Annotated in this window: 24 protein-coding genes and 2 tRNA genes; 15 read left to right on the top strand and 11 right to left on the bottom strand. The window is 57.8% G+C overall.

Translation table 11 applies throughout. The features are described 5' to 3' along the window. Positions 1-39 precede the first annotated feature (39 nt). Entirely contained in the window at positions 40-1,320 is a 1,281-nt protein-coding gene (locus CP97_RS08405) for a hypothetical protein (protein ID WP_048885562.1), read from the top strand. A 6-nt stretch (positions 1,321-1,326) separates the two neighbouring features. Here the strand turns inward: CP97_RS08405 and CP97_RS08400 are convergent, their stop codons facing one another. After that, positions 1,327-1,800, bottom strand: a complete 474-nt coding sequence (locus CP97_RS08400) for a DUF6456 domain-containing protein (RefSeq protein WP_048885561.1) — start codon at positions 1,798-1,800, stop codon at positions 1,327-1,329. A 115-nt stretch (positions 1,801-1,915) separates the two neighbouring features. Between CP97_RS08400 and CP97_RS08395 the strand changes: the two genes are divergently transcribed. Both CP97_RS08395 and CP97_RS08390 read left to right on the top strand, forming a co-directional pair. Beyond that, positions 1,916-2,488 (top strand): helix-turn-helix domain-containing protein, encoded by a 573-nt coding sequence (locus tag CP97_RS08395; RefSeq protein ID WP_048886864.1) that lies wholly within the window; start codon positions 1,916-1,918, stop codon positions 2,486-2,488. Between the two features lie 15 nt (positions 2,489-2,503). Further along, positions 2,504-3,685: a glycosyltransferase gene (locus tag CP97_RS08390; RefSeq protein WP_048885560.1), complete on the top strand. Its 1,182-nt coding sequence runs from the start codon at positions 2,504-2,506 to the stop codon at positions 3,683-3,685. Here the strand turns inward: CP97_RS08390 and secF are convergent. Genes secF through yajC form a run of 3 tightly spaced genes read right to left on the bottom strand, consistent with a single transcriptional unit; the run spans position 3,682 to position 6,556 of the window. Then, complete coding sequence (gene secF / locus CP97_RS08385; protein WP_048885559.1) at positions 3,682-4,659, bottom strand: protein translocase subunit SecF; 978 nt, start codon at positions 4,657-4,659, stop codon at positions 3,682-3,684. The genes CP97_RS08390 and secF overlap by 4 nt on opposite strands. A gap of 15 nt (positions 4,660-4,674) precedes the next feature. After that, entirely contained in the window at positions 4,675-6,273 is a 1,599-nt protein-coding gene (gene secD, locus CP97_RS08380) for a protein translocase subunit SecD (RefSeq protein WP_048885558.1), read from the bottom strand. Positions 6,274-6,295: 22 nt separating this feature from the next. Next, complete coding sequence (gene yajC / locus CP97_RS08375; RefSeq protein ID WP_335622358.1) at positions 6,296-6,556, bottom strand: preprotein translocase subunit YajC; 261 nt, start codon at positions 6,554-6,556, stop codon at positions 6,296-6,298. Positions 6,557-6,798: 242 nt separating this feature from the next. Here yajC and CP97_RS08370 point away from each other — a divergent pair. The 5 genes from CP97_RS08370 to accC all read left to right on the top strand — a co-directional run bounded on the left by CP97_RS08370 (position 6,799) and on the right by accC (position 9,917). Beyond that, a tRNA-Pro gene (locus CP97_RS08370) sits at positions 6,799-6,875 on the top strand. 123 nt (positions 6,876-6,998) lie between these two features. Beyond that, positions 6,999-7,412, top strand: coding sequence for a holin family protein (locus CP97_RS08365; protein WP_048885556.1), 414 nt, complete (start codon positions 6,999-7,001; stop codon positions 7,410-7,412). 106 nt (positions 7,413-7,518) lie between these two features. Continuing rightward, on the top strand, positions 7,519-7,953 hold the full coding sequence (gene aroQ, locus CP97_RS08360) for a type II 3-dehydroquinate dehydratase (protein ID WP_048885555.1): 435 nt from the start codon (positions 7,519-7,521) through the stop codon (positions 7,951-7,953). Between the two features lie 86 nt (positions 7,954-8,039). Then, complete coding sequence (accB, locus tag CP97_RS08355; RefSeq protein ID WP_048885554.1) at positions 8,040-8,531, top strand: acetyl-CoA carboxylase biotin carboxyl carrier protein; 492 nt, start codon at positions 8,040-8,042, stop codon at positions 8,529-8,531. A 27-nt stretch (positions 8,532-8,558) separates the two neighbouring features. Further along, positions 8,559-9,917: an acetyl-CoA carboxylase biotin carboxylase subunit gene (gene accC, locus CP97_RS08350; protein ID WP_048885553.1), complete on the top strand. Its 1,359-nt coding sequence runs from the start codon at positions 8,559-8,561 to the stop codon at positions 9,915-9,917. Between the two features lie 9 nt (positions 9,918-9,926). On the opposite strand, the gene CP97_RS08345 is transcribed toward accC, so the two are convergent. Then, the gene (locus CP97_RS08345) at positions 9,927-10,358 is read right to left on the bottom strand and encodes a GFA family protein (RefSeq protein ID WP_063612398.1); all 432 of its coding nucleotides are present in this window, start codon (positions 10,356-10,358) and stop codon (positions 9,927-9,929) included. A gap of 4 nt (positions 10,359-10,362) precedes the next feature. Continuing rightward, positions 10,363-10,827, bottom strand: coding sequence for an Lrp/AsnC family transcriptional regulator (locus tag CP97_RS08340; protein ID WP_048885552.1), 465 nt, complete (start codon positions 10,825-10,827; stop codon positions 10,363-10,365). Between the two features lie 204 nt (positions 10,828-11,031). Here CP97_RS08340 and CP97_RS08335 point away from each other — a divergent pair, with 204 nt between their 5' ends. Genes CP97_RS08335 through CP97_RS08325 form a run of 3 tightly spaced genes read left to right on the top strand, consistent with a single transcriptional unit; the run spans position 11,032 to position 14,803 of the window. Further along, positions 11,032-12,690: a histidine kinase dimerization/phospho-acceptor domain-containing protein gene (locus CP97_RS08335; protein ID WP_048885551.1), complete on the top strand. Its 1,659-nt coding sequence runs from the start codon at positions 11,032-11,034 to the stop codon at positions 12,688-12,690. A gap of 33 nt (positions 12,691-12,723) precedes the next feature. Continuing rightward, on the top strand, positions 12,724-13,716 hold the full coding sequence (locus tag CP97_RS08330; RefSeq protein WP_048885550.1) for a polysaccharide deacetylase family protein: 993 nt from the start codon (positions 12,724-12,726) through the stop codon (positions 13,714-13,716). A gap of 49 nt (positions 13,717-13,765) precedes the next feature. After that, a complete protein-coding gene (locus CP97_RS08325) occupies positions 13,766-14,803 on the top strand; it encodes a LacI family DNA-binding transcriptional regulator (RefSeq protein ID WP_048885549.1) in 1,038 nt (345 codons plus the stop codon). A 78-nt stretch (positions 14,804-14,881) separates the two neighbouring features. Here CP97_RS08325 and CP97_RS08320 read toward each other — a convergent pair. After that, positions 14,882-14,958: transfer RNA gene (locus CP97_RS08320), tRNA-Pro, on the bottom strand. Between the two features lie 197 nt (positions 14,959-15,155). Here CP97_RS08320 and CP97_RS08315 point away from each other — a divergent pair. Further along, entirely contained in the window at positions 15,156-15,578 is a 423-nt protein-coding gene (locus tag CP97_RS08315; RefSeq protein ID WP_048885548.1) for a thermonuclease family protein, read from the top strand. Positions 15,579-15,582: 4 nt separating this feature from the next. On the opposite strand, the gene CP97_RS08310 is transcribed toward CP97_RS08315, so the two are convergent. Beyond that, entirely contained in the window at positions 15,583-17,229 is a 1,647-nt protein-coding gene (locus CP97_RS08310) for a DUF6504 family protein (RefSeq protein WP_048885547.1), read from the bottom strand. After that, positions 17,129-17,899: an ImuA family protein gene (locus CP97_RS08305; RefSeq protein ID WP_048885546.1), complete on the bottom strand. Its 771-nt coding sequence runs from the start codon at positions 17,897-17,899 to the stop codon at positions 17,129-17,131. Before CP97_RS08305 ends, CP97_RS08310 begins: the two co-directional genes overlap by 101 nt. Positions 17,900-18,029: 130 nt before the next feature. On the opposite strand from CP97_RS08305, the gene CP97_RS08300 reads away from it, so the two are divergent. Then, positions 18,030-18,500 (top strand): pyridoxamine 5'-phosphate oxidase family protein, encoded by a 471-nt coding sequence (locus CP97_RS08300; RefSeq protein ID WP_048885545.1) that lies wholly within the window; start codon positions 18,030-18,032, stop codon positions 18,498-18,500. A gap of 72 nt (positions 18,501-18,572) precedes the next feature. On the opposite strand, the gene CP97_RS08295 is transcribed toward CP97_RS08300, so the two are convergent. After that, a complete protein-coding gene (locus tag CP97_RS08295) occupies positions 18,573-19,991 on the bottom strand; it encodes a sodium-dependent transporter (RefSeq protein WP_048885544.1) in 1,419 nt (472 codons plus the stop codon). 91 nt (positions 19,992-20,082) lie between these two features. Here CP97_RS08295 and panB point away from each other — a divergent pair, with 91 nt between their 5' ends. Together panB and CP97_RS08285 are read left to right on the top strand one after the other, a co-directional pair. Further along, positions 20,083-20,955 carry a 3-methyl-2-oxobutanoate hydroxymethyltransferase gene (gene panB, locus CP97_RS08290; RefSeq protein WP_048885543.1) on the top strand — a complete coding sequence of 291 codons (873 nt, stop codon included), beginning with the start codon at positions 20,083-20,085 and terminating at the stop codon, positions 20,953-20,955. Positions 20,956-21,006: 51 nt separating this feature from the next. Continuing rightward, positions 21,007-22,077, top strand: a complete 1,071-nt coding sequence (locus CP97_RS08285; protein WP_174539163.1) for a DUF475 domain-containing protein — start codon at positions 21,007-21,009, stop codon at positions 22,075-22,077. Here the strand turns inward: CP97_RS08285 and CP97_RS08280 are convergent. Then, positions 22,055-23,035, bottom strand: coding sequence for a bile acid:sodium symporter family protein (locus CP97_RS08280; protein WP_048885542.1), 981 nt, complete (start codon positions 23,033-23,035; stop codon positions 22,055-22,057). The two genes, CP97_RS08285 and CP97_RS08280, sit on opposite strands and share 23 nt — an antisense overlap. Positions 23,036-23,052 lie beyond the last annotated feature (17 nt).

Here is a 23,052-nt window from a genome sequence, read left to right as displayed (position 1 = left end):
CTCATACCGTTTGCACCAAAGCACGCCAAAAGATGTGACATGGGAATAGCGGCATCTTCCGCCTTACAGGGCGAATCCGGCGCGAGCGGACCTGCCTATGGCAGTCTGGAAATGCTTGGCGGACCACGCAAATTCAAGAAAAAGCCCGTGCTGGTCCTTGATCCTGACGAACTGGAAAAAGCGCATGCCGCCTTTCACGATGCTTCAGCCGATTTGCTGGGTGAAGATGCGGAACGCAGCCCGCGACCGGCAATGATCCTTGGTCTGGCACCGATGGAAGACGATGACCCCGAAGAAATGGGCCAGTCGGACGAAGTGCAGGACGACAGCGAGGAATATCTGCCCTCGTCGGAAGCAGTCCTTTCGCTGACAAAGCGACGCACTGCTCCGCTTCCAGAGGATGACAGCCCCCTCTCCAATGGTCTCCACGCCGATAGCGGGACCGATTTCGGATTTACTACAGACGATCCTGCCGAAGTTCAGATCGAAGACGGCCTCGACATTGCTCACCGCATTTTCCCCTCGCTTCCCATAAATCCGGAAATTGCCGCCCAGGAACTGGATTATGCCCCTGCCGATGATGGAATGGGGATCGAGGCAGATAATGCCGAACGGAATGCGAAACCGGAGCCCTGGACTGATATCTCGCCAATCATCCGGTCTCCCGAACCGCCGGACGCCCAAGCCGGCCAGCCGCCTGCTTCGAGTGACGATGCGCGAAAGCCGGTGACCAGTTTCATCGGCGCATTCACCCCTAAGGAAGAGCCGCAGGTTGGAAACCCTGTCGCATCTCGTCCCGCAGCGGGCGCTGACGAGATTCCCGCAGATGTCGAACCGGTCGCGTCGTCACCTTATGTGCCGCGCCCTGCGCGCTTCGACGAACTCAATCCGGCTAAGGATTATGATGTCCCGGAAGAACACTACGATCTGGACATCTGGCTATCCGCGCCAGAGGATGATGGAAATACTCAGCCAAGCGGACCGGAACCTGAGGTAACGCAAGATTCCGTTGGTGGCGCCGCATTTGCGCAAGAGCCCGAAACCACCTCATCTATCGAAACCAGTGAAGAGAATGTCACGCTCACTGAGGATGACCGACCCGATGGCCTCGCCTTCATGCGCGATGCGCGATCACGCCGCTCTGCCATCTGCGCAACACCGCAAGGCAGACAAAGCGCCCTGCGCACAAAGCTCCTGCGCGAAAAGGCAGAGGCGGATGCGGCCGCCCATGCCAATGTGGCTGCAGATCAAGGCGAGGAAGAGCAAAATTCACTCATCAGACGTTTCTGGGACTGGCTGCGGAGCGCGTTCAAAGACTGACTGTGATCAGTTGACCTTGTAAAAATCGGCTACCCGATCGAGTGCCAGGCGCAAGACCAGCTTTCCGCTTCGCGCAGGCCACGAAAGCGCCTTTTCCGCTACTGGAAGTGACTCTCCGGCGCACACGACGCGCCACAAGACGTCTTCCAGCCCCTTCCCAGCCCGGGCCAGCGCTCCGTCAAAACGGCTGCGAGCGGACATCTGTCTCTCTGTCCGGTTCAGCCCTTCATCCGTCGTGGCGCGAATGCGGACCGGGTCCCACGACATGGTGACGCTGGGTCCAAGCTGCGAATATTCGTAATCTGCGCGCAACCTCTCTCCTGCATCGAAGAGGCGGTCTTCGAGATGGCCGTGTGCGTGCAGCCAACCCAGCGGACTTTCAGCCACATTGACCGCCACGCTGCGACGCTTTCGCCGGACACCCCCACTACGACGGGGGCCTTCGGATGTGAGTTCTCTTTCGACGAGTTCGCGTTGCATGATTTCCCTTCGCTTACCGGAAATTGCCCCTTGCAAAATCGAATCGGGTGTAGGAAAGGAAAAAATAGAACCAATTGGGTTAAACCTTGTTGGTGGCAACCGGCAGGAGCGTGGCATGATCAATCGCATCCGGGATATACGCAGGAGCAAGGGAATGACTCTCGCAGAAACAGCCGCTGCCTGTCATCCACCAACCACCGCGCAAACGATTGGGCGTCTGGAAACCGGAATGCGCAACCTGTCACTTACATGGATGAACCGGATTGGTGCGGCGCTTGGAGTCGACCCTGACAGTCTGGTAAAGCCAATTGACGTTGCGCAACCGCAGATTGTCGCCCGTCTTACCACTGGCGGGGCAGAAAACCTAGCGCATCCCCGCGATGCAATATTGCCCACAGAGCTTTTGGAAGGCGGCAAATTGCTGTGTGTCGAAATAGAGGCGGGACAAGGTGAATATCGCAGCGGAGACCTCTTGTGGATGCGGCAGATCGCTCCGGAGGATGCCGCGCAGCTCGTCAATCGCGATGTTCTTGCTCCGCGTTCGGGAGGGAGGTTCGCCTTTGGTCGCCTGATCAATAGACAGGGCAATCTGATCGGGCTGCTGCCACCGGGTATTGGCCAGCGACAGATTGTCATAGATGCGCCGCCATGGCTGGCGGTGGCAGAAATGCTGGTGAGAAAACTTTAGCGGAGCCCGCTGCGAATGCCGCGCATCCTCTCCCTCGCCACGCTCTATCCCAACGCCCACACGCCCCGCTTCGGAACTTTCGTAGCGCGGCAGATGGAGGCGCTGGCTGCCCGTGATGGCTGGCACGTCACTGTCATCAACCCTGTGGGTGTACCGCCCGCACCGATGGGGCGTTACAAGGCCCTGGCAAAGGCTGCAGTCGACGGAGTGGAAGGCGGGGTGGAGATATGCCGTCCGCGTTTCACTCTCATTCCCGCAGTCGGCGGACCGTTTAACCCGGCGATGATTGTACATGCAGTGCTGCCGCTTGCGCGGCGCCTCCATGCTGCGGCACCGTTTGATCTTGTTGATGCACAATTCTTCTACCCCGATGGCCCCGCCGCTGCGCGAATCGCAGATGATCTCGGCCTGCCGCTCAGCATCAAGGCGCGTGGGGCAGATATCTTGCATTGGGGACATATCGGATATGCCCAGCGCAAAATGGCCGCCGCGGCGCAACAGGCGGCTGGGATGCTTTCGGTAAGTGAAGCGCTGGCACGCGACATGGCCGCAATCGGCCTTCCGCAGGACAAGATCAAGATCCATTATACCGGCCTTGATCGCGAACTTTTTCATCCACGCAACCGAAAGGAACACCGTCGTAAGCTTTCCGATGAATACAACATCCGTCCGGCTGTGGATGAAAGACTGATCGCTTGTGTTGGCGCGCTCATCCCGCGCAAGGGGCAGGAATTTGTGCTGCGTGCGTTGGCACGAACACCCGGCGTCCATGGCATATTTGTCGGGACAGGACCGGATCGGGAAAAGCTTGGGCAGATTGCATATACGCTAGACGTCAATCACCGCGTGCATTTCCTCGGCAGCCTCGATCATGGCGCCTTACCCGGCGTGCTGTGTGCAAGTGACGCAATGGTCCTGCCTTCTGCCAGCGAGGGGTTGGCTAATGCCTGGGTCGAAGCGCTCGCCTGTGGCACGCCGCTCGTGATTACCGATGCTGGCGGCGCGCGCGAACTGGTCTGCTCACCCAGCGCCGGACGGATAGTGGAGCGCAGCGCCGATGCGATCGCCGTCGGCCTACTCGATATCTTCGCCGCCGATTATACGCCGCTGCAAGTTGCCGCCAATGCCGCGCAGTTCAGTTGGGAAGCCAATGCGGCAGCACTTGCAGAATATTACGCGGGTCTGGCTGTGCGCTAGACTTCGCCGCGGGCCTTGCGTTCCTGTCGGTCCGCCACCGTTTCCTGCGGCACGAAGCTGTCACTGGTCACACCCAGCCAGATAAGGATCGGAGCGGCCATATAAACCGAACTGTAGGTACCGACGAAGATTCCCAGCGTAATTGCCGCGACCAGGCCGAACAGGCTGGCCGGGCCGAAGAAGAGAAGCGGCAGCATCGCAACCAGCAGGGTAAGGCTGGTCATCACGGTACGCGCCAAGGTTTCATTCACGGAAAGATCGAGCAATTCCGCCAGCGGCATCTTGCGATACTTTTTCAAATTCTCTCGAATGCGATCATACACCACGATGGTATCGTTCAGCGAATAACCGATGATGGCGAGAATTGCGGCGATGATCTGGAGGCTGAATTCCAGCTGGAACAGTGCAAACATCCCCAGTGTCAATGACACGTCATGGAATAGCGCGAACAATGCACCGACGCCGAACTGCCATTCAAAGCGCACCCAGATGTAGATCGAGATCGCGATCATTGCGAAAAGCAGCGCATAGATCGACCGTTCTCGGAATTCTCCGGAAACCTTGCCGGATACAGTGTTGTTCGAATCGACTCGAAAATCGCTGAAGTTGCCGCTGACAGCCGCAATCACTTCTTCGGAAATGCGGTTGGCAGCAGCAGCATCGCCTTCCGCACTCTCAGGCAGTCGTACGCGGATGGAGACCTGGTTAGCCTCGCCAAAACGCTGAATGACCGGTTCTCCGTAATCGAGCGCTCCCAGCGTATCTCGCAATTCGGCCACAGGTGCGTCCTGCGTCTGTTCAAACGTGCCGGTAATTTCCTGCCCACCAGCAAAATCAACGCCGTAATTCAGGCCCTTTGTAACAACGAGCCCCCAGCTTGCCACGATCAGCAGAATACTGATGACATAGAATGGAACGCGCCATTTGAGGAACTTGATGTTCGTGTCATCGGGAACGAGCTTGAGCAAACGCATGATAAAATCCTTCCCCTAGACCACGATCTCAGTCGGACGTTTGGCGCGCAGCCAACCGGCGACCCACATGCGGGTGAGGAACACGGAGGTAAATACAGTGGTGATCAGACCGATGATGAGCACGACGGCAAAGCCACGCACCGGACCGGAACCGAAAAACAGCAACAAGGCTCCGGCGATGAAATTGGTGATGTTCGCGTCATAAATGGCACGGCTGGCTTCCTTATAGCCATTCTCCACCGCGGCCACCACGCGTCGACCGCGATTTCTTTCCTCTCGGATGCGCGCGTTGATCAGAACGTTTGCGTCCACGGCAGCACCGATAGTCAACACAAATCCGGCGATGCCTGGAAGAGTGAGCGTCGCATTCATCAGAGCCATGACCCCAAGGATCATGAGCACGTTGAATACCAGCGCCGCAGTCGAATAAATGCCGAACCGGCCGTAACTGGCAATCATCAGCAAGATGACCAGCAATGAACCAATGCCCATTGCAATGCCGCCCTTCACGATTGAATCGCGACCAAGGTCAGGCCCAACCGTTCGCTCCTCGATTACCGTCAGGTCGACGGGCAATGCGCCAGAACGCAGCTGGATCGCCAGCTGATTGGCCGTTCCCACCGTAAATCCGCCGGAAATCTGCGCAGAACCGCCCAAAATCGGTTCATTGAATTGCGGTGCGGAAATCACATGGTCATCAAGGATAATTGCGAAACGCTGACCGACGTTCTCTGTGCTGAGCTGGGCGAAGCGTGCCCCGCCCTGCGGATCAAACTGGATTGAAACCACGGGCTCATTCGTCTTCGGATCGAAGCTCTGTTGGGCACCGGTGAGCGTATCACCGCGGATGCCGCCCAATCTTCGCACCGCCTCGAACTGTCCTGCATATGCGGATTCATCAGCATAAGGCACCAGTTCGCTGCCCGGATTAGCGATGCCTTCCGCAATTTCGCTGGGCAAGGCGTTGGCATCAACCAGCTTGAATTCGAGATTGGCTGTCTGACCGAGCAAATCTTTCAACGCTTGTGGATCTTCAAGTCCAGGCACCTGCACAACGATGCGGGTGTCGCCCTGCCGAATGATCGTTGGCTCCCTTGTGCCCAGCGCATCAATCCTGCGGCGAACTACTTCAACTGCGCTTTCCATTGCGCCTTCAACAGCTTCGTCCAGCCCCTGTTCGGTCTGCGTCAGCACCATGCGATTGCCGTCGACCACATTCAGCCGCCATTGCGCGACAAGCCCGGTGCCATTGATCAGTTCACGCAATTCCTCGCGTGCGCGATCAATATCCGAAGGGTCCTCCAGCATGAAGGAAAGCCGATTATCCAGTGTCGAGACATCGCCGATGACGATTCGCGGTTCCGCGCGGCTCATGAGGTCGCGAACGGATTCCTCGGCCGTTTCCAGCCGTTGTTCGGCCACCTGCGATGGATCAGCCTCGAGAAGGATGTGGCTGCCGCCGGCAAGATCAAGACCGAGGTTTATCTCGGGCCCGTCCAAATCCTGCAGCGCGTTAAGGCCGATCAAACCGGTAATCGACGGCGCCGCCAGCAAGGCCAGCGCTAAAGTTATTCCCCACAGGGACAGGCGCTTCCAGAGAGGAAAGTCGAGCATGGGCTACACAGCCTGCCTAAAGTCAGTCATTCGCCGGCGTGCCGCCGGGCTGCACAATGTCGCCAATGGTGGACTTGACCACCTTGATTCGGGTGCCTTGAGCAATTTCCACCTCGGCATAGGTATCATCCACCTTGGTAACCTTGCCAACGATACCGCCGGCAGTGACGACCTGATCATGCTTTTTCAGGCCACCAATTTTCTGTGAATGTTCCTTGGCACGCTTCATCTGCGGGCGAAAAAGAAGAAACCAGAAGATCAGCACCATGCCGATGATCGGCAAAAACTGGACCCAGCCGGGAGGCGCATCCTGGCCAGCGGCGGCAGCGAGAAAATCTAGCATGTGAACGGTCCATCCGGGTCGTAGTGAAAAGCCAAAATGCCAAAGAACAACGGTAGCGAATAACCTTCGCTCCGCTCCTCCTCGACAAGAAGGTGCCGCGCCTAGCAGCAATGTGGTTAGGTGGCAATCGAGGTGCTTGCTATCAAGAGCATGCCTTTCTATAGGCGCGCTTCCACTGGATTCGGGAAGTAGCGCAGCCTGGTAGCGCATCACACTGGGGGTGTGGGGGTCGCAGGTTCGAATCCTGTCTTCCCGACCAGTGGAAATTACCCGCAACTTCCACAGGACCACTCAGGACCGCTTCAGTGGCGGCAGGGGTGCTTTCCTACTCGAACCATATGGGTGCAGCGCATTGCGAATCCAACCGCAATGGAGCCAATTTATGGCAATAATCGAAACACTCATCGGTCCGATCGCTTCGATCATCGACAAGGTCATTCCAGACAAGACGGCGCGCGAGCGTGCTAAGCTGGAGCTTATCACGCTCGAAGGGACGCAGGAAATGCGCCTTATTGAAGCGCGACTGTCCGCAATCGTGGCAGAGGCAAACGCTGCCGACCCCTGGACCAGCCGGGCTCGACCAAGCTTCCTTTATGTTATGTATGCGATGATACTGTTCGCCATGCCAATGGGCGTTCTCGCCGCTTTCAGCCCTGCGATGGCGCGTGATATTGCGGATGGTATGAATGCCTATCTCGGCGGGCTTCCAGAGCCGCTTTATGCACTATTCGGCACTGGCTATCTTGGATACACGGCAGCGCGCCAATGGGGCAAGTCAAAGGGCTTAGACAAGTAATAGCCGTGCCTTCGTCCGCTGACAGATTGTAACTGTCCCTCACTATCGCTGAAAACTCCCGCTTTTCCCTTGGCCGCGCGGCCTACGTGCGGCTAAGGGAGGGTGCATGACTGACAGTGTTTTTGTCCTCAACGGACCCAATCTCAACCTGCTTGGCCTGCGCGAACCGGAAATCTACGGTTCGGACACGCTGGACGATCTTGCCGCGCGAGTAGAGGATAAAGCCAAGGCTCTCGGCCTCGAACTAGATTTACGACAGTCCAACCACGAAGGGCATTTGTGCGATTGGCTGCATGAAGCGCAGGCAGATGGCGCCAAGGCAGTGATTCTCAACGCAGGCGCCCTCACCCACACCAGCCTGGCTCTTTACGATGCGATCAAATCCATCCGCACGCCGGTGATCGAGGTCCACATCTCCAATCCTGCCGCGCGCGAGGCATATCGCCACAAGAGCTATGTCGGCATGGCCGCCATGGGCTCAATCGCGGGTTTTGGCACATTCGGGTATGAACTCGCTCTAGAAGCTGCAGCACGTCTTTAAATCACGAGCTTGCCCAGCACTTGCCATGCGACGCTGCAGGTTATAGCGCCGCTGACAATCTGATTTGATATTGAAATGGGGATTTCATGGCCGACAAGAAGGCTAGCACGCCGCATGCTGGTGGCATGACAGTCGATCCGACGCTTGTGCGCGAATTGGCTGATATGCTGACAGATACAGGCCTCACGGAAATCGAGGTGGAAGAAGGAGACAGGCGTATACGCGTTTCGCGCGCCGCGCCTGTCGCCGGTTCTTATGTCGCTGCAGCGGCCCCTGTTCCAGCTCCAGTGGAAGCAGCAGCGGCGGCACCTGCAGAACAGGCTCCTGCGCCAGCTGCCGATCTGGCCAATGCGATCAAATCGCCAATGGTTGGAACCGCATATCTCGCCCCCGAACCAGAGGCAGCCAATTTCTTTGCCGAAGGCGACAGGGTGAAAAAGGGCGATACGCTGCTGATCGTAGAGGCGATGAAGGTGATGAACCCGATCACCGCCCCTGCTGACGGTACTTTGCAGCAATTGCTCATCGGCAATGGTGAGCCGGTCGAATTCGGCCAGCCACTCGCCATCATTTCCTGAAATTAGCTTGCTGACAGGGCGCAGATCATGGCCATTTCCCGCATATTGATCGCCAACCGTGGCGAAATCGCGCTGCGAATTCACCGCGCTGCGCATGAGATTGGGATTGAAACTGTCGCGGTGCATTCTACCGCCGATGCCGATGCCATGCATGTGCGTCTGGCTGACCATGCCGTGTGCATCGGCCCACCAGCTGCATCGGAAAGCTATCTCAATATAGCCGCGATTATTTCTGCGGCAGAAATCACCGATGCAGATGCGATCCATCCGGGATACGGCTTCCTGTCTGAAAATGCACAATTTGCAGACATTGTCGAAGCGCATGACATCAAGTGGATCGGCCCCAAGCCCGAGCATATTCGCACCATGGGTGACAAGGTGCAGGCCAAGAAAACGGCTGGCGCGCTCGGCCTGCCGCTCGTTCCCGGTTCCGATGGTGCCGTGTCTGATTTCGATGAGATGCGCCGCGTAGCCGCAGAGATTGGCTATCCGGTTCTGGCCAAGGCTGCCGCTGGCGGCGGTGGCCGCGGAATGAAGGTCATCCCCGACGATTCCCAGATGGAATCTCTCGTTCGGCAGGCCATGAATGAAGCGAAGTCTGCCTTTGGCGATGACACGATGTATCTAGAAAAATACCTCGGCGATCCGCGGCATATCGAATTCCAGATTTTCGGCGATGGTAACGGCAAGGCCATCCATCTGGGAGAACGCGACTGTTCCTTGCAGCGGCGCCACCAAAAGGTGTTCGAAGAAGCGCCGTCGCCTGTCATTTCATCCGAAGAACGGGATCGCATGGGCGGTATCGTGGCCGATGCCATGGCGCAGATGAGCTATCGGGGCGCCGGCACTATCGAATTCCTGTGGGAAAACGGTGAATTCTATTTCATTGAAATGAACACACGTCTCCAGGTCGAACACCCGGTGACAGAGGCGATTACCGGCATGGATCTCGTGCGCGAACAGATCCGTATTGCTGACGGCAAGCCATTGTCGGTTACGCAGGATGAGTTGCGGTTCAGCGGTCATGCGATTGAATGTCGTATCAATGCCGAAGACCCCTTCAACTTCACACCGTCACCCGGGAAGGTTGATTATTATCACCAGGCTGGCGGCATGCATGTGCGTGTGGATAGTGGACTCTATGGCGGATACACGATCCCGCCATATTATGATTCCATGATCGCAAAGCTGATCGTCTACGGTCGTACCCGCGAAGGGTGCCTGATGCGCTTGCGCCGTGCGTTGGAAGAAATGGTCATCGAAGGTGTGAATACCTCGATTCCCCTGCATGAAGAACTGATCCGCCAGCCGGATATCATCAGCGGTGATTATACGATCAAATGGCTTGAAAACTGGCTGGCCGAACGCGCCGAGTCTGCGGAGTAATCACGCGGCTTAATCAAATGAGAAGCCGGCCGATTCTGCCTGTTCGATAATTTCCTCACCAGTCAATCGCGGGTGATCGCCAGAAAGCGCAATCCAGGCTACTTTCTCATCAACGAATATTTCCTGACCGACCGGAAGATCATCGGCTTCGGTGAACAGTCCGGCCAGGAAGCTTCGATTGCCTGTGGGCAGAAATCTGTACCAGAGGTTGCTTCCACATTTGCTACAAAAGCCACGCTCGGCCCACGCGCTTGATTGGTAGGTGGACACAAGCTCGCTGTTGTCGATTGTGAAGCTATCGCCCTCAAGCGCGGCGTAAAACGCCCCGCCCCAGCGCCGACACATGTTGCAATGGCAGATTTCGACGTGGTCCTTTGGCGCATGCAGCGTGATCGTAACCCCGCCGCACAGGCACCTGCCTTCCATCGTCTTCGCCTTCATTGCGTTACTCCAGCGGCACGCCAGGTTCGTGCTTGGCGGTGCGAATGGTCAGCGATGTCTTCACGCTCGCAACATTGGGTGCAGGCGTCAGCTTGCTGGTCAGGAATTCCTGAAAGCTCTGCAAATCGCGGCTGACTATCTTAAGAATGAAGTCAATCTCGCCATTGAGCATGTGGCATTCACGCACCTCGGCCAGCGTTGCCATGTGATCTTCAAACGCCTTCAGGTCCTCTTCAGCCTGGCTACGCAAGCTCACCATTGCGAAAACAGTGATGGCGAAACCCAGTTTGGAAGCGTCCAGATCAGCGTGATAACCGCGAATAACGCCTTCTTCTTCCAAGGCGCGAACACGGCGCAGGCACGGTGGCGCAGTCAGCCCGACCCGCTTTGCAAGGTCGACATTTGTCACCCGCCCCTCAGCCTGCAACTCGGCAAGCAGGTTACGATCAATCCTGTCGAGAGCTGACATTGCTCTTTTCCCCTAGCGATTCTGTAAGTGTCTTATCCATTCGAGACATTTCCGGCACGCAAAATGCCAAAGAGACGAATTATTATTTTATATGCACGCAATTGTCCCTTTTTGCAACGCAGCTGGAAGCGCGCATGTGCGACACAGCGCAACAGACTATTGCACCGGTAGGATAATTTTAACCTGTCCCGGACCGGAGCCTGAATGCAATTTGACGATCGCCTCGCCACAGTGCTGCGCACCCGCGCAGACAGCGACGCGATTTTGCGCACGCAATTCAGGCAATTGCTGGACCTCCTTGGCGCGATGCGGGAAGATATGATGTCCGGACTTGTCCAGCAGGCCTACGGACGGCTTGGGCTTTTGATGGAAGCGATTCCTCAGGACGCGCAATCGCAAATCCTTCGGGAACCGGGGCTGCGGCTCCGAAATCCGAGATTGATCGGATTTCTGGCGCAAGGAAATCCGAAGCCAGCTGCAGCTGCAATGGCCACTGCAAGGCTGGAAGATGCGCAATGGATTGAACTGATACCGCATCTGCCGATTACCGCGCGCGGATTTATGCGTCATCGGCGCGATCTTTCTCCCGCGGTTAAGGATCTGCTGGCAAAACTGGGTGTAGTGGATCTGGTCTTGCCCGTGCCCCAAGAAATGCAGGGTGAGCTGTCAACGAAGGACGCTGAACCACCGATAGCCAGCCAATCGGTGGTACCGCCGTCTCCATCAGCGACTGAAAAGGATGGAATCGGTGCACTGCTCCGTCGGATTGAGGCATTTAGAGAAGGACGGCGCTCTCAACCGAATGCTCCGTTGAAAGCGCCGCCAGTATCGCGCCAGCTTTCGGGCTTTGAGTTTACTGCCGATGCCGAGGGTTACGTGCATTGGGCTGATGACACGGTCGCACCCTTGCTGGTTGGCCTTCGCCTCACTTCTGCCACCCCAGGGCTGCTGATCAAGTTGTCCGATCGTGCCGCCGCGCGGTTGAAGGCACGCCAGCCTGTCCACGCCGAACCCGTGACATTGGACATCGCCACCGAAATTGCAGGCGAATGGCGCATTGACGCCGTTCCCCTGTTCGACCCACTCACCGGCAGCTTCACTGGCTATGGCGGGTGTCTGCGCCGACCTGCACCAGTTGGCGCGGACAGTCTGCCGGATGATGAAAGCGACGCGATGCGTCAGGTCCTGCATGAGCTACGCACGCCCGTTAACGCGATACAGGGATTTGCGGAGATCATACAGCAGCAGCTCTTCGGTTCTGCCCCACACCAATATCGCGCCCATGCCGCAGCCATCGCTGTGGATGCAGCAAAGCTCCTCGCCGGATTTGACGAGGTGGACAGGCTGGTTAGCCTGGAAGGTGCGGCGATGGTTCTTGAACCAGGGGAAGCTGACCTGCACCTTGCAGTGGCCGACACGGTGAAGCGCCTTGAAGGCGTATTGCGTTCTCGCAATGCAGGTTTCTCGCTGATCGTGAATGGCGCAGATTTTACCGTCGCACTCGAGCGGACCGATGCGCTGGCACTGTGTTGGCGCTTGCTCGCCACGGCAGCAGGAGCGATTTCTCCGGGCGACGAGGTCGCGCTTAACCTTTCCAGCGATGGCGAGACGATACAGCTGGAACTGGATGCGCCAGGCGGACTGACGAAAACCGGCAATGGCGATACTGGCGAAGCCGGACGGCAGCGTGCAGTGAATGCCGGAATGTTCGGCACGGATTTCACCTTCCGGCTTGCGCAGGCAGAAGCACATGCTGCCGGCGGGAAGTTGATTTGTAAAAAGAATCGTCTGATCCTTACCCTTCCGACCTTGACCCATCCCCGCAGCGAACCTAGCCCGGAGATGGGACGCGATAGCGGATAATTTGCCGCAATAATTATTGGAGAGCATGCGGAAATGCGGAGCATTCTCGATCCGCCAACACCCAGAAGCCGTGCGCGTTTTCGCGACAAGATCCCCCGTTTTCTGCTCACAGTGGATACGGAAGAAGAATTTGACTGGGGCAAACCGCTATCGCGTGACACCCATGGTATCGAGCATGTCGGTCGGCTAGCGAAATTCCAGCAGTTCTGCGAACATGCGGACGTGGTGCCAATCTATCTGATTGACTGGCCTATCGCCAATTCGACTCTTGCGGCAGAAATCCTGCGCGGACCCCTCGCCAATGGCCGCGCCGAAGTGGGCGTACAATTGCACCCTTGGGTGAACCCGCCCTTCGAAGAGGAGGTGAACGATTGCAATTCCTTTGCCGGAAACCTCTCGGCCGAATTGGAAGAATCCAAGATTACTAGCCTGCGCGATACGATCGAGACAAATTTCGGTATGGCACCGTTGATTTATCGCGCGGGCCGTTATGGCGCCGGCCCCAATACGGCTGAGGTGCTCAGGAAGCTGGGCATTGCTGTGGATAGCTCAGTGCGCCCGAAATTCGATTATTCCGCCGGACAAGGCCCCGATTATCGTCACCACCCGATAGAACCCTATTGGATAGATGATGATCGCACGCTGCTCGAATTGCCGCTTACGACAACCTATTGGGGTTTATTACGGCGACAGGGCGATGCCATTTATCCCCGCCTGTGGCGGGCACCATCACTGCGCGGATTACTCTCGAGAACGGGCCTGCTGGAGCGTGTGCCCCTGACCCCGGAGGGGGTCAGCGTTGAAGAGGCCATTCGCGGGATAGATATGGCACTGGACGATGGCGCACCACTGCTCGTGTTCTCATTTCACAGCCCGTCACTGCGCCCTGGCGATACGCCCTATGTGCGTACCGAAAATGATCTTGATCGACTGTATGATTGGTGGCGACGCATATTCAGCTATCTTGAACAGCGCGGGGTGAAGCCATCCTGTGTCAGGGACGTGATGCTATCGATGCAGCGTTGATCGCGGGCTGGTTGGTCCTTCCCGATACGTGCGCTAGTGTGGCATTGCCATGATCAAAGACATCACCCCCGCATACCGTGTGACGTCCTTCGAAGTGGCAGAGCGGGCGGGAGTCAATCAATCGACAGTTTCCCGCGCTTTGTCGGGCGATTCATCGATCACGGAACGAACGCGCGAAAAAGTGCGCGCTGCCGCCGATGAGCTGGGTTACCGGGTGGATTCCCGCGCTGCGCGGCTACGCAGCGGCAAGACACGCACTATCGCCATAGTGGTCATCACACGGCCCGGCGTAGGGGCCACAGAGATCAACCCTTTTCATTACAATCTACTGGGCAGCACCTGCGCGGCCATTTCCGAAATGGGATATCAGGCATTGGTATCCTTCCAGTCTGAACCAGGGCATTTCGACGGTGATTTCATAGAAACGCGGCAGGCCGATGGCATCGTTTTGCTAGGCACAAGTACCAATGATCTGGCCTGGGAATATCATCGCGCGATTTTGGGAAGGCCCCATGTTGCCAGCTGGGGCTCGCCATATCTCGATCATCAACGGGTGGATTCGGATAACCGGCAGGGCGCGCATATGGCAGTCGAAAGGCTGCTGCAGGCCGGCCACCGGAATATTGTCTATATCGGAGACACGCGAACAAGCCAGAACCAGTTTCGCGAACGCTATGTCAGCTATGATGAAAAAATGCGTGAGCGGAACCTTGAAAGCAGTCCGCCCATTTTCGTCGATGCTGAAACGCGGCTGGAACAGGGGCGCTTGTCAGCAGCTTCGCTGATCGCATCCTCTCGCCCTTTCGATGGAATATTCTGTTCATGTGACGCAATGGCCCTCGGCGTGTTGGAGGCGTTGCGCGACCACGGCATCAATGTGCCGGACGAGGTCGGCGTAATCGGGTTCGATGGCTTGGGCGGCGGTGTCTACAGCAACCCGCCGCTTACCACGATAGAGCCCGATTTTCGGCTGGCAGGTGTGCTGCTGGCTGAAGCTGCCCTAGGGCAGCGAGAGGCGCAGGATCGGCGACGAGCCCCTGTTAAGCTGGTGGAACGCGCCAGCGTACGCCCGGTCGAGCAGAGCTGACACTGATTCGGAATGGTGATGGGCGGTGGGGGCGTTACGCCCAGCTCGGTGCGTTCCGAGACTCGGCGGAAGGTAAAATGGTCGGGGAGACAGGATTCGAACCTGCGACCCTCTGTTCCCAAAACAGATGCGCTACCAGGCTGCGCTACTCCCCGGACCGGGCATGCCCCTAGGGATAGTTCGAAAGTGGTGCAAGCGGCAATCCTGTTGCGCTGTGCACTTTGATACTCGGCAAGTTCGTCACAGGCGAACATTCAGCGGCTTGCGTGATATGTAATTCCACGATTCTAAGCCTCCGATCCCGAGCAGGCTGAGTGCACCCATTGTGCGACCGCAGGCCTAGCCATGTGGGATGATCACTCTATCCATTGCGCTCACCTTTTCCTTTTCATCTGCTGCCCTGTCTTCTTCCGAAGTGCCAACAATGCTGCCGTCCGGTTGCACGGTCACCGATGGCGATACGATTCGCTGCGGGGAGGAACGCATCCGAATCACCGGCATTGATGCGCCTGAAAAGCGTGGCTGCCGTGCCGGCCGCCAGTGCGTGGAAGGGGATGGACAAGCTTCGAAACGCGCGATGGAAATCCTGACAGAAGGTGTCCAGCTTTCCATCGTCCGGCTGGGACGGGATCGATATGCGCGCACACTGGCGGTTGTTTATGCCGATGGCATCAATGTCGCCTGCGCCCAGCTTGCGTCCGGACAGACCCAATATATCGCGCGCTGGGACAATGGTGATCTGGTGGCGCAGGATTGCCCGGACCTGGCGCTATGATTGTTCATGCAAACATGCCTTGCAGGAACCAGTCCGGCTCTCCTCCGCGACCATCTCCGGCAAGGCCCGCACGGTAAATCCAGTAACGGCAGCCAGCATCATCTTCTACGCGATAATAATCGCGCAGGCGGGTGCCACCTCTCTCGCGCCACCATTCAGGCGCGATTCTTTCCGGCCCTTCCACCCGCGCCACATCATAAAGCGCACCGCGCCAACGAAAGCGGCGTGGATAGCCATCGGGACTGGCATAGAGCACCGCGATTTTCTCTGCCCGGTCGAGCAGTTTGAGCGGACGATCGTGAAAGGCGAGCTGTTCCTGATGCGCAGGTTCAGCTTCGAGGGGGGCCTGCCACCCTTGCGCGCGTTCAGGGATATGGCTGGCGCGCAGCACCGGGCGCTGCACCGCATCCTTACCCAGCCGAACGCTCAACCTGTCGATACAGACGGCAAGGCTGGTGCCATGTTCCTGCGCCGCAGTTTCCAGATCATCCTGCTCCAGCGCCACGGGCTCTGCCCAGGATGCGCGCATGCGCAACATCTCGATTCCAAAACCGGCATCGACATCGTCTAGACGGCTGGTGAAAAGGCGACATATATGGGCCGCGTCGCGCGTGGCAGCCGCCATTTCAAGATCGCGTAGCACCACCTCGCCATCCACGCGCCACAGGCCAAGCTGCAGTCGGCGCGCACCCTCGCCCCGCCCTTCCAGCACGCGCACCATGTCTGCAGCAAGATCTTCCACCACCCGATCCAGCAGCGAACGGTGGCGGATGGGTTCGAGCAGACGACGCTGCACCAGCGGGGCAGTGATCGGAACAACGGGCAGCAGCGGTTCGGGTACGCGTCCGATAAGCTGGTCCATCCGCACCAGCGGATTGGCGGAAGGCGAAGTGCGATTGCGAAAACGCCGGTGAACAGCATCGCGCCCGGCCTTTATGCCATCATCCGTTTCGTCTTTCACCGCACCCGCTGCAAGGCCCAGCAAGTCTCCCAATCGTTTGAGCCCGAGGCGGCACAAAACAAGAAGCACGTCATCGTCCAGCCGCAATGCGGCTGCGGGCAGATCGGCCAGACTGGTGGCAATATCATCTTGCGGGCCAAGGATCGCGCCTGCCGATGTGCCACCCATTTGCGCGTAATGCGCCAAGGCCCAGGCCGCGCCAGCGGTTGGCGCAATCGCAGTGCGAACGGCAAGACCGCGCGCGGCGCAACATTGCGCCACATCGGCCAGCAGACGGCGTTCTCCACCAAACAGATGCGCGACCGAGCTTACATCCACCAACACGCCATCGGGCGCGTCTATCGCGCTCCACGGCCCCCAGCGCTGGGCCCAGACGGCAAGCCGTTCGACAAAAGCAAGATCGCCCGCCGGATCGCGGGGTTGCACCAAGATATGCGGACACAATGTGCGAGCATCGGCCAGCATCATTCCACGCACCGCGCCTTCTGCCAGCCCGGCGGCATTGGCAGCTTCGATTCGGGGACCGCGCGCAGTTTCCGCGATCAGCGCGAGCGGCTGAGCATCAGCCCCTTCCCCCCGCGCGCAGTTTTCAGAGTGCCGCCAGCGATCGAGCGCCAGCTCGCAAGCCCAGATCGCCATTATCCGGCGCGGGGCAAGCGGGGCGTTCGGCGGTGAGGAAAGATCCTTCATCGCGCAAAATCCATTCTCCGGGAGCATGAGTGCGGGCGCGGAACAATTCCGCCTGCCAGGCCGGATGGCCGGGCGCGGCCAGGTTCCATAATGGCGGAGCGGATGGCGCCGCGCGGACCTGCCAGCGCATCCGCGCCGAACTGAGATCGGGTGCAGCATCAAGGCGGACGAGAAATAGGGGCACGCCATGTTTTTCCGCAGCAAGGCTGAGGCGACGCGAAGAGATAAAATCGAGTGCTTTGGGATTGCCCGCCATTTCCCCGATCACGCAGGCCAGATCACGGCACCGCACACCTTCTTCCAACGCAAAAAGCGCATCTTCCGCCGTCTTGGCGGCAACATGAATCAATCGGTGGCGCAGTCCTTCGGGCAAGCCGGGACGATAGGGCCGTCCGCCCAGCCGACACGCGGCTGCATCCTGTACCCACAGCACGGCGCGATCTTCCGTCACCTTGCCTACATTGGAATAGTTTCCGGAATCTTCTGCCGCACGATCACGCACGCGCAGGCCGTCAAGCGCAAGCGCAAGCGCCGCACCGGCCCCACTTGCCTGTGTGGCAGGGGCAAAAATTTCGCTGTGTAGCGGGCGGACGGCTCCCGGATGCCAGCGCGGATTGCAGGCAACGGAAGACGCCAGCTCCACCGCGCGTGGCAGGGAAGCCATGTCCATGGCGAATCGACTCCTTTGTTCCTTTTATGTTCCTACTCACCCACTTTGGCAAGCTGTCCTGTTCACCAGACCGGACGGGGCATCGGAACCGCAGCCCACGCAATACCGTTAATAGGAAAAGGAGATTACAATGAGCGATCTAGAAACCCTGAAAAAGAACTTCTGGAAGGCGTTGAACGACAGCCCCTTCCTGTTCCTCCAACTCGATAGCACACCCGATGACGCAGTGGTGATGACCGCGCAACTGGACAAGGATGCCAACAGCTCAATCTGGTTTTTCGTCAACCGCAAAAGCAGCGTGGCCAATGGTGGTCCCGCCACGGCAACCTTTGCTTCCAAAGGCCACGAAATCTTCTCACGATTTTCCGGCACACTGACAGAGGAAACGAGCCGTGAACGGCTGGACAAGCAGTGGAGCCATATCGTCGAGGCATGGTTCCCTGGCGGCAAGGACGATCCCGATTTGCTGATGCTGCGCATGGATCTGGGCAGGGCTGAAATCTGGAACAGCGATCTCGGGTTTGTCGAAAATGCCAAAATGCTGATGGGCTTCGATGTACGCGAAGAATCAAAGGATGAACACGTCAAGACGACGCTCTGACCGCCAGCACTGCCAAAGAAAAGGGCCGCAACCCCATCGGGAGCGGCCCTTTTTTGCGTCAGGAATAGAAAATTATTCGAACATGCCGGGGAATATACCCACCACCAGTATCCCGATCAATGCAATCGGGCACACAAAACGCACGAGGAAGAGCCAGAACAGGTGCAGCCAGCCACCCAGCCCGTTCTCCAGATCAACCAGCTTGCGATCCGCAAACCAGCCAATGAACAACGCTGTCAGAAGTGCACCAATAGGCATCAGCAATTTGGCCGTAATCCCGTCAAGGACATCGAAAAAGCCCTGACCCGCGAACAAGGGAATAAAGTCCAGTGGATGCCAATCGGCGAGTTCGTTGAAAGACAGGGCAGCCAGCGCGCCCAGGATCATTGCCCCGCCCGCCACGATGGAGGCGCTGACCGGGCGCACGAAGCGGAACTTGTCGATCAGCCACGCTGTCGGCACCTCAAGCAAGGCAACCGAACTTGTCAGCGCGGCAAAGCCGACCATGATGAAAAACAGCAATCCTACGACAGAACCCGCCGGCATCTCCTGGAAAGCATGGGGCAGCGTCTGGAACATTAGCCCCGGCCCCGCCGCGACTGAAAGACCCGCCGCAAAAACGATGGGAAAAATGCACAATCCAGCCAGCAAGGCCACGGCCGTATCCGCGCTGGAAATAATCGCCGAAGTGCTGCCAAGGTTCACATTGCGACCGACATAACCGCCGTAGGTGATCATGCCCGCGACACCCAGCGAGAGCGAGAAGAACGCCTGCCCCACGGCGGCCAGCATCACCGGACCCGTCAATTTTTCCGGCTCAAAAGTGAAGAGATAGGAAACCGTCTGTGAAAATGCCCCGCCGAAGGCACCGTAAACGGTAATGGCAATCAAAAGGATAAAGAAAGCGGGCATCATCCATTTCGCCACCAATTCGATGCCGCCAGAAACGCCGCGCGCCACAAAGAAAAGCGTGAACCCAAGGAACAGTGCATTAAGCCCCACCATCAAGATGCCATTGCCGAAAAGATTCGGCAAAAGCGCCTCAATCTCTTCAGCTGGGCGCCCTTCGAATGCACCGCCCGTCACTCCGCTGGCGAAGATGTCCGCCATGAACTGGCCGATATAATACAGCACCCAGCCGCCGACCACGCAGTAGAAACTCAGGATCATGAAAGCCGCAAGCACACCCATGCTGGCAAGAATGTCCCAATGCGAACTGACGCGTGAAGCCTTGGCCACGCGACGCACGCTTTCCGGAGCGGATGCCTGGCCGTGACGACCAATAAGCGTTTCGGAAAGCAAAATCGGTAGGCCGATCATGAGCACGCAGAGGATATAGAACAGCACAAAGGCACCGCCGCCATTCGCGCCCGCTTCGGCCGGGAACCGCCATAAATTGCCCAGCCCTACCGCTGATCCGATAGCTGCCAGGATGAATGCGCTGCGCGAAGACCAACCATCTCTGGTTTTGCCCCCTTGGGAAAGTGCCATTTTATTGTTTTCCTCTTGACCCAGAAGGTTGCCAGTCTTTTTGCATTGAAATTGGGGTCGCGTCGAGAGGTGTGTCTGTTAAAGGGTATGTATGTCCACGACCTTTACAATCGACACCGCGACCAGTCGCGCAAACCCCACCCCAGCTCCGATGCGCAGATTGACCGTGCCGAAAATCCGCGCACGCAAGACTGACGGCGTTACGCAGGAACCAATCGTGATGCTTACCGCCTATACCGCGCGGCAGGCACAATTACTCGATCCGCATTGTGACATGCTGCTTGTCGGGGATTCGCTGGGACAGGTGATCTACGGTCTGCCCTCTACCGTGCCAGTAACGATGGAAATGATGTCCAATCATGCTGCTGCCGTCGTGCGCGGCAGTTACCACTCGGTTGTCGTCGTCGATTTGCCATTCGGCGCTTATGAAATGTCACCACAACACGCCTTTGAAGCGGCAGCCCGCCTGTTGAAGGAAAGCGGCGCGGCTGCGGTAAAGCTGGAGGGTGGCGAGGCGATGGCAGAAACGGTCGCGTTTCTTTCCCAGCGTGGCATCCCGGTGATGGGCCATATTGGCCTGACCCCGCAGGCAGTCAATGTGCTGGGCGGCTATGCTGCACGCGGGCGCAGCGATGCCGAGGCAAAAAAGATCGTCGACGATGCACGCGCGCTTGATGAAGCGGGCGCATTCGCCGTCGTGATCGAAGGCGTGATCGAACCCATCGCCATTGCCGTCACAAAAGCCATCGCCTGCCCTACAATCGGCATTGGCGCATCAGCACAATGCGACGGGCAGGTTCTGGTCGCCGAAGACATGCTCGGCATGTTTGAAAGGGTGCCCCGCTTTGTGAAGAAATATGGCGACATCGCATCGACCATTTCGGACACCGCTGCACAATATGCCAAAGAAGTGCGTGAACGATCTTTTCCGGGACCGGATCAGCTTTACCAACCCAAAGATTGATGGCGGGAAACGCATTCACTCTTCACTTCGATTTCCAGGATTCACCACCGCATGGGCATGCTGCTGCGCTATTATAAATTTTCGCTGATCTTCACTGCTGCCTGCTTCGGGCTGGGCTTGTGGTATGGCATTGCCACCAGCGACAGCATCGGTTCGGTTCTGCAAATCCTCTGGATCATACTGATCCTGTCGATCCTCGAAATATCGCTCAGCTTCGATAATGCCGTCGTCAACGCTACTGTATTGCGAGAGATGGACCCGGTGTGGCAGCAGCGGTTCCTGGTCTGGGGGATCGCCATTGCCGTCTTCGGCACGCGTATCATCTTCCCGTTGGCCATCGTCGCCATCGCGGCAGGCATTGGTCCGATACAGGCAATCGACCTTTCACTGAACGATCCTGAACAATATGAAGCAATCGTATCATCCGCCCATATTGGCATTGCCGGCTTTGGCGGCGCATTCCTTGCCATGGTGGGGCTGAAATTTTTCTTCGATGCCGACAAGGAAGTACACTGGATTTCAGCGGTTGAACGCCAATTGGTCAAAGTGTCCAATCTGCCCGCACTGGAAATCGGGCTTTTACTGGTAGCCCTGTGGGCGGTCTCGCTACAATTGCCTCAGGAAGATGCACTGACGTTCCTGACAGCCGGCCTTCTGGGGCTTGTCACCTTCATCGCTGTCGATGCGCTGGGTGAATGGCTCAACATGCGGGAAGAGGCCAAGAAAGCCAGTGGCACGGTCATGCGATCGGGTCTTGGCGGTTTTCTCTATCTCGAAGTGCTCGATGCGTCATTCAGCTTCGACGGAGTGATTGGCGCTTTTGCGCTTTCAAACAATATGATCATTATTGCCCTCGGCCTTTCCATCGGGGCGATGTTCGTGCGTTCGATGACGATCCATCTTGTACGCAAGGGGACATTGTCCGAATATCGCTATCTCGAACATGGCGCATTCTGGGCGATCATCGTGTTGGGCGCGATCATGCTGCTTTCAGCAGTGTGGCATATTCCTGAAACGATAACCGGATTGATCGGCGGCGTGTTGATCGGGATCAGCTTCTGGTGGTCTGTACGGCATAACCGCCGCGAAGAAGGAAAGGTCACGCCTGCTGTGATTGACTGACATGCTGCGCCACCGGGGCGGAAATCACCAATTGCAGAAGGTGGTAGATCAATACCGGCAGCAGCACGAGCCCCGCGATGGCAGGCGGAAATAGCACTGCCGCCAGTGGCGCGCCCATAGCGATACTTTTTTGTCCGCCCGCGAAAAGGAACGCGATCCGGTCCCTGTCATCAAGCCGCAGCGCCCGGCCCAGCCACCACGCACCGAAAAAGCCGAAGCTCAACATGAAGCCGATCAGCATCAGCAACCTTTGCCATGCCGAAAAGTCCAGCAGGCTCCAGACGCCCTGCTCAACCGCGCTGGAAAAAGCGACGTAGACCGCAATGGCGATGGCTATGCGGTCCATCCACGAGACCAGCGTTCGCCTGTCCGTTACAAGGGCGCCAAACCGGCCTTGCAATGCCTGCCCGGCAAGGAATGGGACGAGTAGGATCATCCCTACGCGCAACAGCGCATCGGTGCCGATATCCGTTGCGTTATCTGGCATTGCCCCGCTTGCAAGCCAGATGATGATGGGGGCCGTGATGAAGACACCGAGGATATTGAGCGTGGCCGCAGCAACTACTGAACTGGCGACATTGCCCCCGGCAATGGACGTATAGGCCGTTGCGGATTGGACCGTGGATGGCAGCACCCCAAGGAAGATGAAACCCAGGGCAATGCTAGGGGGCAAGGATGGTTGGGCGAATTGCGATGCGCCCCATCCGGCAAGTCCCATCGCCGCAAATACCCATATGATCAGCGGCAGCAGAAAACGCAGATTGGCAAGACCGCGCAGTACTTCTGCCCTAGGGAGGCGCAGGCCGTTGAGGAAAAACAGGAGCACGATCGCAATGTCCGAAACAATGCGTGCGACAGCCTGTTCCCTGCCCATTACAGGCAGCACCGTGGCAAGCAATATCGCGAGCAGCAACAGACGCACAAGCGGGTCGAACAGGGACTTAACGCGGTCGATCATCGCCGACTCTGTGCCTA

Source organism: Aurantiacibacter atlanticus, from assembly GCF_001077815.2.
GTDB lineage: Bacteria > Pseudomonadota > Alphaproteobacteria > Sphingomonadales > Sphingomonadaceae > Alteraurantiacibacter > Alteraurantiacibacter atlanticus.
This window is presented reverse-complemented; position numbering and strand designations above follow the sequence as displayed.

What these genes read in the sequence shown, in the direction of transcription:
- CP97_RS08405 (WP_048885562.1), top strand. Translation starts at nt 40, where the DNA reads ATGGGAATAGCGGCATCTTCCGCCTTACAGGGCGAATCCGGCGCGAGC.
- CP97_RS08400 (WP_048885561.1), bottom strand. Translation starts at nt 1,800, where the DNA reads ATGCAACGCGAACTCGTCGAAAGAGAACTCACATCCGAAGGCCCCCGT.
- CP97_RS08395 (WP_048886864.1), top strand. Translation starts at nt 1,916, where the DNA reads ATGATCAATCGCATCCGGGATATACGCAGGAGCAAGGGAATGACTCTC.
- CP97_RS08390 (WP_048885560.1), top strand. Translation starts at nt 2,504, where the DNA reads ATGCCGCGCATCCTCTCCCTCGCCACGCTCTATCCCAACGCCCACACG.
- secF (WP_048885559.1), bottom strand. Translation starts at nt 4,659, where the DNA reads ATGCGTTTGCTCAAGCTCGTTCCCGATGACACGAACATCAAGTTCCTC.
- secD (WP_048885558.1), bottom strand. Translation starts at nt 6,273, where the DNA reads ATGCTCGACTTTCCTCTCTGGAAGCGCCTGTCCCTGTGGGGAATAACT.
- CP97_RS08365 (WP_048885556.1), top strand. Translation starts at nt 6,999, where the DNA reads ATGGCAATAATCGAAACACTCATCGGTCCGATCGCTTCGATCATCGAC.
- aroQ (WP_048885555.1), top strand. Translation starts at nt 7,519, where the DNA reads ATGACTGACAGTGTTTTTGTCCTCAACGGACCCAATCTCAACCTGCTT.
- accB (WP_048885554.1), top strand. Translation starts at nt 8,040, where the DNA reads ATGGCCGACAAGAAGGCTAGCACGCCGCATGCTGGTGGCATGACAGTC.
- accC (WP_048885553.1), top strand. Translation starts at nt 8,559, where the DNA reads ATGGCCATTTCCCGCATATTGATCGCCAACCGTGGCGAAATCGCGCTG.
- CP97_RS08345 (WP_063612398.1), bottom strand. Translation starts at nt 10,358, where the DNA reads ATGAAGGCGAAGACGATGGAAGGCAGGTGCCTGTGCGGCGGGGTTACG.
- CP97_RS08340 (WP_048885552.1), bottom strand. Translation starts at nt 10,827, where the DNA reads ATGTCAGCTCTCGACAGGATTGATCGTAACCTGCTTGCCGAGTTGCAG.
- CP97_RS08335 (WP_048885551.1), top strand. Translation starts at nt 11,032, where the DNA reads ATGCAATTTGACGATCGCCTCGCCACAGTGCTGCGCACCCGCGCAGAC.
- CP97_RS08330 (WP_048885550.1), top strand. Translation starts at nt 12,724, where the DNA reads ATGCGGAGCATTCTCGATCCGCCAACACCCAGAAGCCGTGCGCGTTTT.
- CP97_RS08325 (WP_048885549.1), top strand. Translation starts at nt 13,766, where the DNA reads ATGATCAAAGACATCACCCCCGCATACCGTGTGACGTCCTTCGAAGTG.
- CP97_RS08315 (WP_048885548.1), top strand. Translation starts at nt 15,156, where the DNA reads ATGATCACTCTATCCATTGCGCTCACCTTTTCCTTTTCATCTGCTGCC.
- CP97_RS08310 (WP_048885547.1), bottom strand. Translation starts at nt 17,229, where the DNA reads ATGAAGGATCTTTCCTCACCGCCGAACGCCCCGCTTGCCCCGCGCCGG.
- CP97_RS08305 (WP_048885546.1), bottom strand. Translation starts at nt 17,899, where the DNA reads ATGGACATGGCTTCCCTGCCACGCGCGGTGGAGCTGGCGTCTTCCGTT.
- CP97_RS08300 (WP_048885545.1), top strand. Translation starts at nt 18,030, where the DNA reads ATGAGCGATCTAGAAACCCTGAAAAAGAACTTCTGGAAGGCGTTGAAC.
- CP97_RS08295 (WP_048885544.1), bottom strand. Translation starts at nt 19,991, where the DNA reads ATGGCACTTTCCCAAGGGGGCAAAACCAGAGATGGTTGGTCTTCGCGC.
- panB (WP_048885543.1), top strand. Translation starts at nt 20,083, where the DNA reads ATGTCCACGACCTTTACAATCGACACCGCGACCAGTCGCGCAAACCCC.
- CP97_RS08285 (WP_174539163.1), top strand. Translation starts at nt 21,007, where the DNA reads ATGGGCATGCTGCTGCGCTATTATAAATTTTCGCTGATCTTCACTGCT.
- CP97_RS08280 (WP_048885542.1), bottom strand. Translation starts at nt 23,035, where the DNA reads ATGATCGACCGCGTTAAGTCCCTGTTCGACCCGCTTGTGCGTCTGTTG.